The sequence below is a fragment of the Lactobacillus sp. ESL0230 genome (genome assembly GCF_003692805.1).
Lineage (GTDB): Bacteria > Bacillota > Bacilli > Lactobacillales > Lactobacillaceae > Lactobacillus > Lactobacillus bombicola.
This window is the reverse complement of the sequence record NZ_REHI01000003.1, coordinates 1-16,011: the sequence shown is the minus strand read 5'-3', so window position 1 is coordinate 16,011 and position 16,011 is coordinate 1. Positions and strand designations below refer to the sequence as shown.

The window sequence follows — 16,011 nt, the reverse complement described above, 5'->3', positions numbered from 1 at the left end:
TACTTTTAAAAAAATAATATCTATACTTATTTAGTAGATGCACCCGATACCACATTTACTGTTTCACGTGAAACCAAATGTGATTGGCTAAAATTAGCATTATCAGCAGCCTCAGTTCCTGCTATAAAGCCGGAAGCATAACTCCATGAATTCATCATACTTGGCATTGAATCATGACCATTGGCACCACCAATTATTTCACCTGCAGCATAAAAATTAGGAACGGGATTAAAATCAGTGGTCAAAAGCTGTAAATGCTTGTTAGTCTCATATCCACCCAAAGTAGTGCAAAAACGTAATTTTTGTTCAATTACGTAGTAAGTATCGCCTTCATATTTATGCATAAATTGTGCTGGACGTTCAAATTCAGAGTCTTTGCCAACTTTAACTGCTTCTTCATACTCTGCTAACGTCTTTTGTAAATTAGCATAATTAATACCCGCTTTTTGAGCAACTACTTTGAGATTACCAGAAACCAAAATTGGACTCTTCTTACCATCTAAATCAAAGAAGCCTTGCACTTCATCTTGAGTGAAACCATACTTGAGTAACAATTCATAGAATCTATCCCACATTCTTTGATCCATTATTACAAAAGCAAGCTTATCCTTTTGGGCCGCAATTGCATCACGAAAATGGGTATATGGCGCCGATTCATTCACAATTCGCTGACCATCAGTATTAACAAAAATTGCCCCCATATCGCTGGCTTCCTTAGTGGAATAAGTTGTCAATTTGGCAATACCTGGTTCAACTTCAAGTCCATGTGGATAAACTTTATACCAATCAAGATTGCGTGCAACTAAATTCATATTTTTGGCAAAATCAAAATAGTCACCAGTTGAGGTCATTGGACCATAATATGGTATCGTAGTTTTATGTTCCTGATAATCACGTGCACCCCAACCTCCAGCTGCTAGCACTAATGACTTGAAGTTAACTTTAGTAGTCTGATACTTACTTTCCGCAATTAATGAAACTAGCTCACCTTTTTCATTCTTATTTAGCTTTTCTACCCGAGTTTCCTGTAAAATTTGCCCTCCTTTTTGGGTAAAGGCCTCACCAACCTTGGTAATCAATTCATATGAACTGGCGGTTGGCATTTCAATTTGGCGGTCAACTGAATGCTCAATCGTTTGCGTTTCTGCTTTTTGATAGGTCAAAGTAGCAAACTCGGTAATAAAATCAACTGCCTTACCAATATTTTCAGCTAATAGATTAGATAACCCAGCATCATTAGTGCCTCGACATTCACGCCTAATATCTTGCACCAGTAATTCAGGTGTGTCCCTTTTAGCTTCTTCACCAAATATACTAACTGATAATTTTGATCCTGTGCCCACTACATTGGACCCATTCAAAATCGTTGCACCACCAAGATACCCATTTTTTTCAAGTACAAGTACCTTTTTACCTAAAGAAAGGGCCCGACAAGCAGCCATTAATCCGGCCATGCCAGAACCAATAACAGCTACATCAACATCAAGGGTAACGTTTTGATGCTCTTTGGCTTTGCTAGTGGTTGTAGTATCTACTCCATTTTCTGTGAGTGCCTTTTTACCAGCATCCAGCATGGCTTGCGTCATAATTGAAGCACCCGAAATTGCATCAACATCAAAGCTTTGCTCATTAATAACTTGAGTTTTTAATTTATCAACAACTTGGTTAAAAATTCCAGGTGTTTCCACATTTTTAGTTACCTCTAAGTCATCAATATGGTTACCCGTTAACTTAATTTCAAAATCAATCTGTCCATTACGCCCAGTAGCTTGGGTCTTTATTATTTTAGTCATAAATTTGCCTTTCTCTAACTAATCTGCAATATCAAAATTCTTACTGCGCACAATCAAAATTGCGGCAAGAATAGTTGAAGTTATTGCAAAAATTGCCGTAATCCAGAAAACCATCAAGGTACTTGTACCATTAGCTTTTAAGACAAAAGCTGCTACTAATGGTGCAACAAAGTAAACCATGGCAGGGGCAAAGCTATAATATGATGTGATCTTGCCATGACTTTGTGGAAAATAAGAAGTCAAAACAGATAAGCCAACTTGCCATACGCCACCAGCGGTGAAGAACCCGACTGCTAACGCGCCAGTTTCACCCGCTAATGGTGAAGGAGACAAAACCATGAATAAAAGTCCCACTGCAGTAATAGCTGAATAAACCATAATCAAGGTCAAACGCTTTACTTTTGTTACTAAAACTGAAGTCACAAAGACCGAGATCAATGACGCAATTGAATACCACGAAACTAGTTGATTAGCATTAGCAGCAGGTTCGTTGAGTACATATTGACCATAATAGGGCGCATATAAGGAAAAAATATAAAAAGTAAAACAAAGTGTAAATCCTAAAGCAATAATCATTAATCCATCAACTGCTAGTTTTGGCTGATTGCTACTAGTTTGCATTGTAGCCGTTGCCTGCTCAACTTTAGTCTCTTGGGCTTGCGCTTGCGGTGCATAAGCTGTTTTTATAGTTAAAAAAACATCAATTAAAATCAACGCAACTAAAATACAAGCAGTAATTCGCGGATTACTGATCAATTTGACACAAAATGGAAACAGCATCTGCATTACCTGCATGGCTGCTTTCACAAAAGAATTCATCGTGGCCGTTTTAGTCGGAAAGGCATCGGCTAGAGCCGGATAACCAGCTGTATCACCAAAAGAGTTAGTAGCGCCAAAAAACATCGCCGCTATTCCAGCCACCCAAATATTATTAGCAAAAGCTGCTCCCAACAAAAAAATAGCATCACTAGTAAGTGCAATCAACAAGGCCTTCTTGCGACCAATCTTATCTGAAATCGCACCTGCAAACAAAATAGTAATAATCCGCCCGAGGCCAACCATCGCCATCACCAACGAGATTTGAGTTTCAGTTGCATGCCATGACTGTGCTAAAACTTGGCGATACTGACTAATAAACAGTGTCGCCGCCCCCACAACCGCAAAGTGCATATAAACGGAGGTGGCAACACCTGCATAATTATTCTTTCTTTCCATCTCTTCACCTTTCAAAATTATTGGTAATTAATTACCCAATAATATAACCCATTTAATTAAATAAAAATAATGATTTATTATGGTACAAGTATGAGTATTAGCTATAAGCAATAACCTTGTCATTATTGACTTTGTCGCCATCATCGCAAAGATTGCTGTTTATCTTCGTCTAGCCAGCATAGCCATTGACGTCTAGTTTTAACCTTTTTTTAGCCAATTACCCAATTGATTTTAATAATAGGTTTTTTCAATAATTTAATAAAAAAATTAAATAATTAGCGTATTGCTAAAGACCTAAACGATCTTTAAGGCTATGAATGAACTCTTCTTCAGTCTTATCACTTACTTGGTATGGCTCAATCTGACCCTGAATTGGTCTTAATTGCGCGTCAACTGCGACATAAGTCAGCACAGCCTCACCAATTAATTCTGTTTGCCTATTATCCAGTGAAAGGCGATTAATTGCAGCATAAATTGTCATGGTCCGCTTAGTTGTTTTAAGCAATGTGAGACAAAAACTAAGATGATCACCTACTGAACTTGGCCGATAAAAACTAACGCGATCAATGCGACCGGTTAAAGTTTGGGTCTTAGCATATGAATTAGCAAATAATCCCATTGCCGAATCAAGCCGAGTTAAAATCGTCCCACCATGGGTGATGTTCATGTGGTTGAGCATCTGCGGAGTAACAAAATAATCTGCCATTGAGTGCTTAAAAAATTTGTTGTACATTACTTGCTTGATCCCTCAAATATTCTGTTAATTGATATTTTTTAATCTTGCCATTAACTGTGCGGGGTAAAGCAGTTAACTGCCAAATTTTTTCGGGCCAATATTTTTTATCAACTCCGTATTTACTCAATTCTGCAAGAAGTTCAGCTTTAGTAATTTTTTTCTGCTGGTCTCTTGGAACAATAAAGGCGCCAATGCGTTGTCCAAGACGCATATCAGGGATGCCTATAACAGCAATTTCCTGAATATTTGAGCAAACTTTCAGTTTTTCCTCAACAAGGCAAGCTGCAATTTTTTCACCACCGCGAATAATGCGGTCACCACTGCGGCCCTCAATTTCTAATAAACCAACTTGGTTATAGTGTGCTAGGTCACCAGTCTTCAACCATTCACCATCAAAAGTAGCCGCAGTTTTTTCTGGTTCGCCTAAATATTCTTTAAAGATAACGGGTCCCTTGACTTCAACTAAGCCAGTGATATTTGCTCGATTAATGACCTGCTGGTCGTTGACTAACCGGACTTTAATACCAGCCATTGGCGTTACCGCAGTCGTCAGGCCCTGTTGCTGCTGATAATAAGCCCTGGGCGTGTAGCTAAATGGGACAGCTTCCGTTAAGCCATAGCAGTTATACAGCGGCAGATTTCTTTTTTGGGCCTGCTGAAGAAGTTCGCGCTTAATTTGATCCCCGCCGCAAATTAACTGTCGTAATTGGCCTAAATCAGCCACTTTAAATAAAAGATCATACATGACCGTAGGCAAACTATCGATGAAGGTAATCGGTTCTTCTTGTAATAGCTTCGCTACTTCGGCAATAGCATAGTGTTTAAGAAGTACCATTTTACTGCCCGCTAATATAGTAGCAATTAAGCCGTGATGAAAACCAATTGCATGATACATCCCAGATAAGAGCAGCGTCAGATCACTCTTGGTAATGCTAAAAGCTTGCAGATAAGCGGCTTCGGCAACTAAAAGATTAGTATTCGTTAACACAACCCCCTTTGGAGCGCTACTAGTGCCAGATGTATTTAAAATAACAACAGCGCCTGCTGGTCCCTCATTTGCTTTAAAAACTGTTGCCAGCCGATCTTGGCGGATAAACATTTTTAAATCACCCGTACAGGTGAGCTGGTAGTTGGGCAAGTGCTGAAAAGTACTAATTGTATCTCGACCGCGCACTGATTTTTGCGAAATAATAGCATAGGGTTTAAAGCGCTTGATCAATGCTGTAACTTCATCCCGGTCAAAATGGGGATTTAAAGGATTAATAACTGCTCCTACTTCAATGCAGGCCAGCAGCAGCACAATATTTTCGAGGTCTAATTCAAATTGCAAGGCAACAATGTCGCCACTTTGAACGCCCCAAGCTGTTAAGCGCTTAGCCGCCTGCTCAACCAGCTGGCCAATCTGCCCATAACTGTACCGCTGGCCCGCTTCAATGACAAAGAGGTCATCAGGGTTTTGCTTCAGGCGCTCATGCCACAATGCCTTTACCGTGGTCAGTTTCTGTTCAACACCCATTTGAATTACTCCGTTAAAAGCTGATTGAGCTGTTCAATGACCGTGTTGGCATCACCCACAATACCGTAGTTGGCCAGTTTGAAAATGGGGGCCGCAGGATCAGTATTCACGGCAATTACCTGCTTGGCTTTCTTCATACCAATCGTATGCTGCACTGCTCCAGAAATGCCAAAAGCATAATAGACTGTGGGTGAAATAATCAAATTCGAAATACCAATCATTCGCGTAGCATCAAGCCAGCCTTGGTCGGTGACGGCTTTAGTTGCTCCTACACTAGCATTTAAGTGCTGCGCTAACTGCTGCAAAGGCTGCAATTTTTCTGCAGCGCCTAAGCCTTTGCCAGCAGCCACAACAACCTTAGCGTATGCCAAATCATTTGCAGACTGCTTTTGGGCAACATACTGATAAGCTACCCCTTTTTGCTGCATGTTCCAATCAAGCACTTCTACTTCAGTATTAGCCTTTCCTGCCACGCCAGTGCAAGATGTAGTGATTATACTTTTAGCAGCTAAAGGCACCTGCCGACACACATGTGTTTGACCAAGCGATTGGTTAGCAATGCGCGTTGCGCCTTCCTGCTGCACTTCTTGAACATTAGCGACAAAATCGACCCCTAAAGCGGCTGCCAAGCGGCTGCCTAGACTGCTCCCCACTTGATCATTATCACAAATAATCAGGTATTCTTTTTCTGCAGTAAAGCGCGCAACTAGAGTGGTCACAACGCTGGTCAAATTTGTCAAAGTATAATGCTCATTTTGATAAATAATGGTTGGGATTCCAGCTTGCCGATATTTCGTTTGGATTTGCATAGCCTGATTACTAAAAACTAAAACGGACTTCGGTCCGGTAAAACTGTTTTTGAGTCCGGCTAAAGTATTACTGCTATTGCCTTCGGCAATCTTTTGATCTTCCAGTTGAATATAATAAATTGGTGTCATTTGTTCACCTCAGAATTCCGTCTTGCTTTAATTGAGCAACCAATTTAGCAGTTGCATCTGGTTCTTGTGCCAAATTAAAAATTACCTTGTCAGTTTGCTCTTGCATCGCGACTAAAGTGCTCGGTTTGCTCTTAATGGGTAAATCGATGGTTGTTATCGCGGCTGCCATTGCGGTCTTTAAGGCCGCAAAAGTTGCCAGTTCAGGTACCTGAATCAAATCATCAGTTGTAATAACTGCTGGCAGTTGGCATTGGCCCAGCAATTTACCTTTTGCAAGACTAATTTCAAAGTTAAACGCTGAATCAAGCGCAGTTACATGCTCATAACAGTACGCTGCTAATTCTTGGGCAAGGATAGCTACAAAACCTGAATCAGCAGTATCGCCTGTCAACCACAAATCATAGTGCTGGCCTTGTTTAATCAGTCTTTGAACAAATCGCTGAATAAGTTCTCTTTGCTGCAAAGGATCAGCCAAATCACCGCCGACAATTTTAGTCGCAGTCGTTGCCCCTAAAGCTAAAGCTTCATGTAAAATTCGATCAGCAGCTGCTGCATCAGGTTCAAATGTATAAGCATCGATAGTTCCGCCTCGAGTGTGAACAACTTGCTGTGCAAAGGTCAAAATAGCGCGGTCAGCCAAACTTAAAAATAAATTTTCTGGTTTAACAATTACCCGCTGTTTGTCAACCGTGTAAGCTTGCGGATCAGCCCAAGCAGCCCTAGCAATTAATGCAATTTTCATGATGGCCTTCCTCCTTAACCGTAATATTTTTTGCTAACTTCGCGCGCAATCGTCATACGCTGAATTTCATTAGTACCCTCAAGAATTTGAAATCCTTTGGCATCGCGCATTAATTTTTCAACGGGATATGCTCGGGTGTAACCGTAACCACCAAGAATTTGAACGGCTTGCGAAGTTACTTTTTGAGCTACATCAGTGACGTACAATTTGGTCATTGCACCTTCTTGCCGCACCGCTAAATTTTGGTCCATCATCTTCATCGTATTATTAACTAATAAACGAGCTGTTTCGACGCTAGTAGCCATATCAGCGAGCATGTTTTGTACCGATTGAAATTGCGCAATTGGTTGGTTGAATTGTTCACGTTCATTGGCATATTTAGCTGCTTCATCAAGGGCTCTCTGCATAATTCCAACCGTAAGAGTAGAAACGTACGCCCGTGATAAATTAAGACTTTCAAGGGCAATATTGAGCCCACGTCCTTCTTGACCCAGTAAATTAGCAGCTGGAACACGCACATTTTTAAAACTCAAAGGAACTGTATCGGACAAACGTAAACCCATCTTATCTTCATGTTGACCCGCCCAAATTCCAGGTGTCTTTTTATCAATCATAAAAGCTGATAAACCATGATTACCTGCATCCGAGGTGCGAAAAATACCAATTAAAATATCAGCAAGACCGCCATTAGTGGCAAAGGCTTTATTACCATTCAAGATGTACTCATCACCTTGCCGCACCGCCGTTGCCTTAACTGCTCCTGCATCTGAACCCGCATCAGCCTCTGACATCGTAAAGGCTGCAAAATGACCAGGTGCTAAAACTTGAGCAAACCTAGTTGCCTGCTCCTTAGTACCTGCCAGCAAAACGCAGCGCAAGGCGACAAATGAAGTAATCAAAGTCAAAGCATAGCCAGCATCATACTCAGCTAGTTTTTCAAAGACAATCGCTGAATCTTCATATGAAAGACCTGCCCCACCATATTCAGTTGGAATTTCCAACATGTGTAACCCTAATTTAATCGCTGGCTTAAAAAGTTCTAGGGGGCAAGCACCATTTTGGTCATACTTTTTAATCATTTCAGAAGTCAAGTAATGCTCACCAAATTCTTGGGCTAAATGACGATATTCTTTTTGTTGTTGTGTGTATTGTAATACCATTTTGTCACCTATTTAATCGGTTCACCTAAATGGCGAACACCGCTAGCTGCACCGCTAGCAAGCATTGTTGCAATTTGCTCGTCGCTATATCCTAAATCATGTTTGAGCACCTCCAGAGTATCTGAGCCCTGTGCGCGTGAAGGCTTAAGCGTTGGATTTCCTTGCGAAGCAAAACGAACTGGATTAGTTGGAATATAGCGCTTAGCACCTGAAGGAAATTCCATCAGTCGAATTTCATCATTGTCAATGGCCTCAGAATCTTGATAAATTTCTGTCGGTACTTGACAAGCCTCTAAAGGCAAATCTTCTTGACTGAAGAGCTTTAACCAATAGGTTAGCGGTTGTTTCTTAAAAGCCGCTTCCAAAACGGCAATTACTTCACTACTATTTCCTTGAGTATTGAGGATATCCATATGGCTGTAGCGCGGGTCACCTTTAAGATCATCACGGCCAATAAGGTGCATTACCTTATCAAAATCACGGTCATATTCAGGTACACATAAAACAAACCAGCGGTCATCACCTGTCTTATAAGTATCATTGAAAGGATTGGTTACTTCTCGGCGACTCTTAGGATACTCATTGCCATATTGCGCTGAAACCATTGCAATATTCTGCATAAAGATTGCTGCATGATTTAAGTTAACAACAACTTTATCTCCCTTACCAGTTCTAGCTACTTGAACTAAAGCCGCACAAATACCTGCTGCCAGAGTCATTGAAACTTGAAAGTCGCCGTAACCGTTCACTGGATTATAAGGATTGCCACCTTTATCAACTGTTGTTCCTTGTACGCCACCACGAGCTTGATATGCCGTAGCATCATAACCGGCAGCATCTTTCTTAGGACCAAATTCTCCATAACCGCGATCCTGAGCAAACACTAATTTAGGAAATTCTTGATGCAATTCCGGCCAAGATAATCCCATCTTTGCTAAACTTTTTGTTCTCACTGATGTTAAAAATACATCAGCCTTTTTTAATAAGTCTTTAAACGCTTGTAATCCAGCAGGAATTTTCATATTCAACGTAATAAAGCGCTTATTCATATTGGACACATCAAAACCTAAGTTCTCATCGTCCTCATACTTCATACCAAAAACTGCACCTTGGGTTCGCCCAGCATCGCCTTTAGGGGCTTCCACTTTAATAACATCTGCACCCCATTCACCTAAAACGCGCCCCACAGTTGGAGCTGCTAGAAATTGTGTTAAATCAACTACTCTAATGCCCTTTAAAATTTCATTAGCCATTTTTCTGATCTCCAAGCTATCAATAATTAAAGCGGGCTAAATCATCTCTTCCCCCCCTAATAATTTGGTCCGCTTCATTAATTTGATTTACAAACTGGTAATTGGGGTTTGACCACCGTCATTAATCAACAACCGCCCCGCGGTTAAACGTTGAACAGAACGTGGCCCCTCCTCAAGCCACATTGCCCGACAATCACGGTACAAACGTTCAGCTGGACCATAAGGATTATCTTGGAAATAACCAATACCACCAAAAATTTCCAGCATATAATCAGAAACTAATTTAACAGTATTAATACTTTCTAATTTTGCCATCGAAGCCTTTTTAGTGATATCTTTACCTGCATCGTAATCTTCAGCTAAATCCCAGAGCATCAACCTTAAAGCGTGAATTCGTGAACCCATATCAGCAATTTCAAAAATAACTGATTGTCGCTTACATAAAGGCTTACCAAAGGTAGTGCGATCCTTAGCATAAGCAATGGACATTTCCAGCATCCGTTGAGCCATCCCTAAATTAGAATCGGCAATATGTGCACGTGAAAGTGATAAAGCTGAAATAGCAACTTTCATTCCTTCTCCACGTTTACCTAACATATATTTTTCAGGAATTCGCATATCAGTAAATTTCAAATCTGCGTGCCCCGCACCACGACAACCCATCATGAGTGGCATTTCCATTGCTTCAAAACCAGGCGTATTAGTTGGTACAAAAAAAGCTGACAGGCGCTCATCACCTTGCTTATCAGGATCAGTGACAACAATTAAATAGGTAAAATCAGCTACATCAGCATGAGAAATAAGTGTTTTTTCGCCGTTAATAACCCATTCATCACCGTCTTTAACCGCTAATGTATGCAAGTCTGCTCCTGTTCCACCACTTTTTTCAGTAAGGGCAAAATTAGCATAGATTGACTTATCTTGAAACTTATTCATATACTTATCTTTGAGTTCTTGGCTACCAAAGCCAGCTAAAATACGCCAGTTCATATCGGAAGCATGGTGTAAATGCATGCGAATACCGCCTTGAGTACGGGAAAATTCTTCCTGAACCTGTAAGATTTGTTTTTCACTAAGGCCCCAACCACCATACTCTCGCGGTAAAGCAAAGCGATAAAGATCGTGTTTAATGGCTAACGGAAAAAAGTCATCAGGAAATTTACGCTGCTCCTCAATAAAATTCGTCATTTGATCGAACTCGTTTTGGGCCAAATGGCGAATTTCCTTTAAATAATTAGTAAAATCTTCTTGCGCCATTGCTTCACCTGGTTTAGCATGGTGCATAATTGGTGTTGTTTCAAATGGTGGTAAGACGTGTAAGTTATTTTGTTCAGACATAATTTAATCTCCTCTACTCCTTGGAAATATTATATTTTGCCTGTATTATGTTTAAAAAAATAAACTTTGTAAAATTGATATCAAAGTTTAAATTATTAATTTTAAATATAATCAACAATGTTTTCAGAGTATTTTACTGGTCTTAGGCAACTCTTTCACCTCCATTTTGCTTATTAATTCACTAATTATTACCGACCTAAAACAGCATGTGAACAACTTTTCAAGTCACATATTAATTTTCCCAATACACCTATAAACAATTATAGAAAGCGCTTCACTAAAATTTGGTATAGCATTTAAAGCGCAATTGATATGGTAATTACTATTGAGGTATTCAACATGAATTTAAATCAACTTTACTATTTTCAAGAGTTGGCAGACCAAAAACAATATACAAAAGCTGCCGAAAATCTTTTTATCAGTCAGCCCACCTTATCAGTTTCCATTAAGCAACTAGAGACCGAATTGCATTGCAAACTGTTCAAACATAATGGGCGCTATGTCCAGTTAACCGAATATGGCCGTATTTTTTATGACACGGTCACCAAAACGTTAACTTCATTGGAATATGGTAAAAAAAAGATTGCTCAAAAAATTAGTCAAGATCAAGGCAATATTCATATTGCTGGCATCCCTACTGCAATTGGTATCTTTTTGCCTTATTTAACCAAAAAATACCAACAAGAAAGTGCGATTTCCCCGCATTTTATTTATCATGATAATCCCTCTTATCAAATATGCGAGGGCATTAAAAATGGATGGTATGATATCGGTATCTGCTCTTACGTACCCGAATTTAATTACCTAACTTATATTCCGCTTTATACCGAAGAAATTATTGCAATTGTTGCACCCGATAATAATTTAGCTCAAATTAATCGCATGTCGCCCAGTGAATTACAAGGCGAATCCATCATGACCTACTCCACTAAAATTCAAATTGGTCGCGATATCACCAACGCTTTGCTTGCAGTTGCTTCTGATTTGCATATCATCAATCGTTTACATGATGAATTGGCAATTGCTGGTCAAGTACTGACCAACGATATTGTGGGCGTTGTTGCCAAAACCATTTATCTCAGTGGCTTTGATATTCATCAAATTCAACTTGATTTACCTAAAAATATCCGGCAAGTTTATCTTGTTTATGATCCTAACCAGCATTTTTCAGCTGGAATTATTGACTTTATTGACTTTATTAAAAGTAACAAACAAGAAATTCAAACTTTAGTCGACAATTTAGCAATTAAGTAGTAATCACAATTAAGGAACTTATGACTAATTCAATCACTCAAAATGCGCTACGCGCTCTTTTATATGAAGTCACTACCTTGCCTAAACCTGGCTTAGTTGATCCCGCTAATCCTGGACCACATCCTGATATGAATATTTATACCTTTATTGACAGTAGCTTAAGCCTAGAGCATTACTTCAATAAAGCTACACAAATTGGGCAAACCTTCACTGGAACAGACCTCTCCACCATGTTCACTCAATTAAGACAAGAAGGTCTATTAGCTGAAGAAGAAATGCTAGCAGCTACAAACGGAGTCAATACCCATAAAGGGGCAATTTTTGCTCTAGGTATTTTTGTTTGCGCTCAAAGTTATTGTAAGAAAAATCAGGCTGAATTGTTTACAACTATCGCTAGAATGTGCCATGGTTTAGTTGAACATGACCTAGAAAAAAATAACCAATTACAAACAGCTGGTGAACGTGAATTTCAACAATACAGCATTGGTGGCGCACGTGCACAAGCTGAACAAGGTTATCCCATTGTAAAAAAATATGCCCTGCCTTTCTTAAAGCAGAGCACCGGTACGCTCCAGTGCCGATTACTAGATACCTTAATGAAAATTGCTACAGTAACGGTTGACAGTAATCTTATTAAGCGCGCAGGTAATTATGATGTGATTAATTGGCTACACAGCTGTGCTAACCATTATCTTGCTCTAGGAGGTTATGCTACAGTCTCAGGAAAAAAATATCTCCTCAAGATTAGCCAAATATGTTTAGACCATAATTATAGTTTGGGGGGCTGTGCCGATTTATTAATCGTCACCATTTTTGTAGCTTTAGAACAAGGACAATTAATCAAAAAATAGCCTGAAGACTGGCTATTTTTTGATTAATTTTTAATTTTGTGGTGAGCTATTGGTAGTATCTGATATAAGTTGACTACAAGCAGTATCTGCAGCAATTCTGCCAAAAGTAAAAATATCAGCTAATGAATTGCCGCCAAGGCGGTTCCCAGCATGAAGACCACCCGCAACTTCACCAGCAGCAAATAGACCAGTAATAACTTGATCATCTTGATTAAGCACTTGCCCCTTAGAATTAATTTTCAACCCACCCATAGTATGGTGAATTGCTGGCTTACGTGGTGTTGCATAAAATGGGGCAACTTCACATTTTAAATTAAAGGCACTCTTATTAAATTCAGGATCATAACCGGCATCTACATACGAATTGTATTTATTAATTGTATTAACTAAAGTAGCAGGCTCTGCCCCTATTTTTTCAGCTAGTTCTGCTAAAGTATCGGCCTTAAACAGTGTCCCAGCCTTAACTTGTGCTGCCAAAGACTCCTCAGTTGTGTTATAGGCTGTTGCTTTGATTTTATTATCAGCAATTAAATAAAATAAAGTACCATTAGCAATTGCTGCTTTAGCCAAAGTATCCCGTTCTGCAAATTCATTGACAAAACGTTCTCCTTTTTGATTAACCATGATGAAGTTTTCAGGTGGTGTCTGAATGCCTGTAAATAATTCACCCGTTTCTGGATCAGATACTGGCATTAGTTGAATAAAACCCATACCCACTAAAGCAGCGCCTGCTTCTTGTCCCAAAGCAATTCCATCACCGGTTATTGCTGGTGAATTAGTAGTTGCAATATTATCAGCAATCTGTGCCCAATAAGTGTTATACTTTTGGACCATCTTTGTGTTCGCACCAAACCCACCTGAAGTTAAAATGACTTTTGGTGCGTGAACAGTCACTTGTTTGCCATTATTTTCGGCAAGCACACCTTTAACTTGCCCATTTTCAATAATTAAATGTTTTGCTCGGGTTTCAGTTAAAATAGTTGCGCCATGATTTCTGAGCCATTCACCCAAAACTTTGATAAAAGCATAGCCCATTGGCTCAACTGGTTTATGGCCTCTACGCCACAAAGCACCAACAGGCATTGCTACATCATCACGATTAAACTCTACACCTAAATTAGTCAACCATTGCACTGAAGCGAATGCGTTATTAACAAGCTTATTGACTAACTCGTAGTTACCATGAATTTCATTTCCATTTAAATCAATTCTCTTACCACCCAAGTAAGTTTGAATTTCATGTAGTAAGGTGGAGTCAAATAAATAATTTGCCCCCGATTCAAGGTATGCATTAATCTGTTTTTGTAATTTTTGAAAATCAAGCCGATATTCTAAATCAATTTGATCAATTGGTAGCGCAGCTAATTTTGCCAAACTTTCTTTTTCACCTGCTAAGGCCTTAAATTTGTCCTGCCATTCTGGTTCAGCCGCATTTAAAGGTCCACCAGCCCGCGCAGTATTGCCACCAATTTGTGGATATTTTTCTAAAATTATCACTTTTTGGTCATTTTGGATTGTTCTAGTTGCTGCAGCAAGCCCAGCACCTCCAGCACCAATTACAACCACATCTACATTATATTCTTCATCTTTATCGCTTTTAGCAATGGGTTTAGCCCGCTGTTTCCATTTATTTGCCTCACCGCCAGCCTCATCGATGGCTTGAGCAACTCCATCGATAACACCGCGGCTAGAGATTGTAGCACCACTAATCACATCAACATTTAGTGTTTGATTAGCAATAATCTGCTGGGGTAGCCGCCTAAAAACTTCATCAGCAATCCCTTTAGTTTCAGCACTAGAATCAATGCTTATATTTTCAATAGCGGTCGCAGAAAGAGTAACCTTCATTGGCATAAAACTTGAGCCATGCCCTTTTGCTTTTACATTATATGTACCTGGCTTCATCATTGAAATAATTCCTCTCTGTAAAATCTTTAATAACTAAATTTTACTAACTTTATTTAACAAAATGAAATAGTTTTCTAGCAAATAGACTATAATAAAAGTGTTATTGGAGGAAACAGATGAAAGATCCAGAAATACTCTTACACTACATTGACGTTTTACTAAAAGAAAGCAATTTTACCCGAGCCGCCCAAGAACTATATATCTCACAGCCTTATTTAACTCAACTACTTAAACGCATCGAACATAAATTAGGGACCAAAATAATTAATCGAAAAACTACTCCGTTTACATTAACTAAAGCCGGCGTAATCTATTACAAATACCTTGAAACAACCACTGCCAATAACCAAAATTTAGCCAAAAAGTTGATTCGATACGCCTCACCCAAAAAAGAAATAATTAGAATTGGGGTCTTAGAAAGCCTCGGAACTTTTTTAATACCAGAATTACTACCCGATTTTCTGGCTGAAAACCCAAATATTGAGATTCAATTATCTGAAACCTTTCCTAGAAATAGCGAAACGCAGCTTTTGAATGAGCAAATTGATTGTTACATTGGACAAACACCTGAATCACTCAACACTGAGCTCGATTTTTTCGTTAATGGGGAAGAAAACTACTATGTGATTATTTCACCTCAATCATCATATTTTAAAAAAGACCGGTTTATTCTTAATCAAGATGAATACAATCTTAAGGAAATATTGCAACAACCATTTGTAGTTAGTTTTAGCAATTCCGCTATTCGTCATCAAGTGAATGGTATATTTCATAAATTCAACGTCAAGCCAAACATTGTTCTTGAAAGTAAAAGTATATTAACTGCAACAAATTTAGCAATTAAGGGAGTGGGATTAACCATTTCAGCTGCTAGTATTATCAAAAGAATGAATCGAACTCCAATTAATCTTCTTCCACTTGATCACACTTTAATTCAAATTAAGTATTTTATTGCAGTTAAACACAAGAAAAGGCTTGATCCTGGTCTTAAAAAACTAATTACAAAATTCACACAACTAAGAATACAGCCCAGCATTAAATAAAATAAATTTTCATAAACAAAAAAAGAAGGTTATTAAACCTTCTCTTTTAACCTTGCTCCGGCTGTCAGACTCGAACTGACGACATCTTGATTAACAGTCAAGCGCTCTACCAACTGAGCTAAGCCGGAATATTAAAAAAGCACGGCAACGTCCTACCCTCGCAGGCAGTCTCCCACCAACTACTCTCGGCGTTAAGAAGCTTAACTTCTGTGTTCGGCATGGTTACAGGTGTTTCCTTCTTGCTCTTGCCACCGTACTTCTTTT

Annotated in this window: 13 protein-coding genes, 1 tRNA gene and 1 rRNA gene; 3 read left to right on the top strand and 12 right to left on the bottom strand. The window is 39.2% G+C overall.

Translation table 11 applies throughout. From position 1 onward, the window contains the following. Positions 1-26 precede the first annotated feature (26 nt). The 9 genes from F5ESL0230_RS00395 to F5ESL0230_RS00355 form a co-directional block, all read right to left on the bottom strand. On the bottom strand, positions 27-1,793 hold the full coding sequence (locus F5ESL0230_RS00395) for an FAD-dependent oxidoreductase (protein WP_122021129.1): 1,767 nt from the start codon (positions 1,791-1,793) through the stop codon (positions 27-29). 18 nt (positions 1,794-1,811) lie between these two features. Next, a complete protein-coding gene (locus F5ESL0230_RS00390; RefSeq protein WP_122021128.1) occupies positions 1,812-3,008 on the bottom strand; it encodes an MFS transporter in 1,197 nt (398 codons plus the stop codon). Between the two features lie 286 nt (positions 3,009-3,294). After that, positions 3,295-3,714 (bottom strand): acyl-CoA thioesterase, encoded by a 420-nt coding sequence (locus F5ESL0230_RS00385; RefSeq protein WP_158593040.1) that lies wholly within the window; start codon positions 3,712-3,714, stop codon positions 3,295-3,297. Between the two features lie 7 nt (positions 3,715-3,721). Then, positions 3,722-5,260 (bottom strand): class I adenylate-forming enzyme family protein, encoded by a 1,539-nt coding sequence (locus tag F5ESL0230_RS00380; RefSeq protein WP_122021126.1) that lies wholly within the window; start codon positions 5,258-5,260, stop codon positions 3,722-3,724. 5 nt (positions 5,261-5,265) lie between these two features. Further along, complete coding sequence (locus F5ESL0230_RS00375; protein WP_122021125.1) at positions 5,266-6,198, bottom strand: electron transfer flavoprotein subunit alpha/FixB family protein; 933 nt, start codon at positions 6,196-6,198, stop codon at positions 5,266-5,268. A gap of 4 nt (positions 6,199-6,202) precedes the next feature. Next, positions 6,203-6,940, bottom strand: coding sequence for a hypothetical protein (locus F5ESL0230_RS00370; RefSeq protein WP_122021124.1), 738 nt, complete (start codon positions 6,938-6,940; stop codon positions 6,203-6,205). 14 nt (positions 6,941-6,954) lie between these two features. Next, entirely contained in the window at positions 6,955-8,100 is a 1,146-nt protein-coding gene (locus F5ESL0230_RS00365; RefSeq protein ID WP_122021123.1) for an acyl-CoA dehydrogenase family protein, read from the bottom strand. Positions 8,101-8,108: 8 nt separating this feature from the next. Next, the gene (locus F5ESL0230_RS00360) at positions 8,109-9,353 is read right to left on the bottom strand and encodes a CaiB/BaiF CoA-transferase family protein (RefSeq protein ID WP_122021122.1); all 1,245 of its coding nucleotides are present in this window, start codon (positions 9,351-9,353) and stop codon (positions 8,109-8,111) included. A gap of 87 nt (positions 9,354-9,440) precedes the next feature. Next, positions 9,441-10,691 carry an acyl-CoA dehydrogenase family protein gene (locus F5ESL0230_RS00355; protein ID WP_199692491.1) on the bottom strand — a complete coding sequence of 417 codons (1,251 nt, stop codon included), beginning with the start codon at positions 10,689-10,691 and terminating at the stop codon, positions 9,441-9,443. A 312-nt stretch (positions 10,692-11,003) separates the two neighbouring features. On the opposite strand from F5ESL0230_RS00355, the gene F5ESL0230_RS00350 reads away from it, so the two are divergent. Next, positions 11,004-11,945: a LysR family transcriptional regulator gene (locus F5ESL0230_RS00350; RefSeq protein WP_122021121.1), complete on the top strand. Its 942-nt coding sequence runs from the start codon at positions 11,004-11,006 to the stop codon at positions 11,943-11,945. A 20-nt stretch (positions 11,946-11,965) separates the two neighbouring features. After that, positions 11,966-12,796: a triphosphoribosyl-dephospho-CoA synthase gene (locus tag F5ESL0230_RS00345; protein WP_122021120.1), complete on the top strand. Its 831-nt coding sequence runs from the start codon at positions 11,966-11,968 to the stop codon at positions 12,794-12,796. A 30-nt stretch (positions 12,797-12,826) separates the two neighbouring features. Here F5ESL0230_RS00345 and F5ESL0230_RS00340 read toward each other — a convergent pair whose 3' ends face one another. Further along, positions 12,827-14,701 (bottom strand): flavocytochrome c, encoded by a 1,875-nt coding sequence (locus F5ESL0230_RS00340; protein WP_122021228.1) that lies wholly within the window; start codon positions 14,699-14,701, stop codon positions 12,827-12,829. Positions 14,702-14,820: 119 nt separating this feature from the next. Here F5ESL0230_RS00340 and F5ESL0230_RS00335 point away from each other — a divergent pair, with 119 nt between their 5' ends. After that, entirely contained in the window at positions 14,821-15,747 is a 927-nt protein-coding gene (locus F5ESL0230_RS00335) for a LysR family transcriptional regulator (protein ID WP_122021119.1), read from the top strand. 55 nt (positions 15,748-15,802) lie between these two features. Here F5ESL0230_RS00335 and F5ESL0230_RS00330 read toward each other — a convergent pair. Beyond that, positions 15,803-15,875, bottom strand: a tRNA-Asn gene (locus tag F5ESL0230_RS00330). Between the two features lie 11 nt (positions 15,876-15,886). Beyond that, positions 15,887-16,003, bottom strand: a 5S ribosomal RNA gene (gene rrf / locus F5ESL0230_RS00325). Between the last annotated feature and the right edge of the window lie 8 nt (positions 16,004-16,011).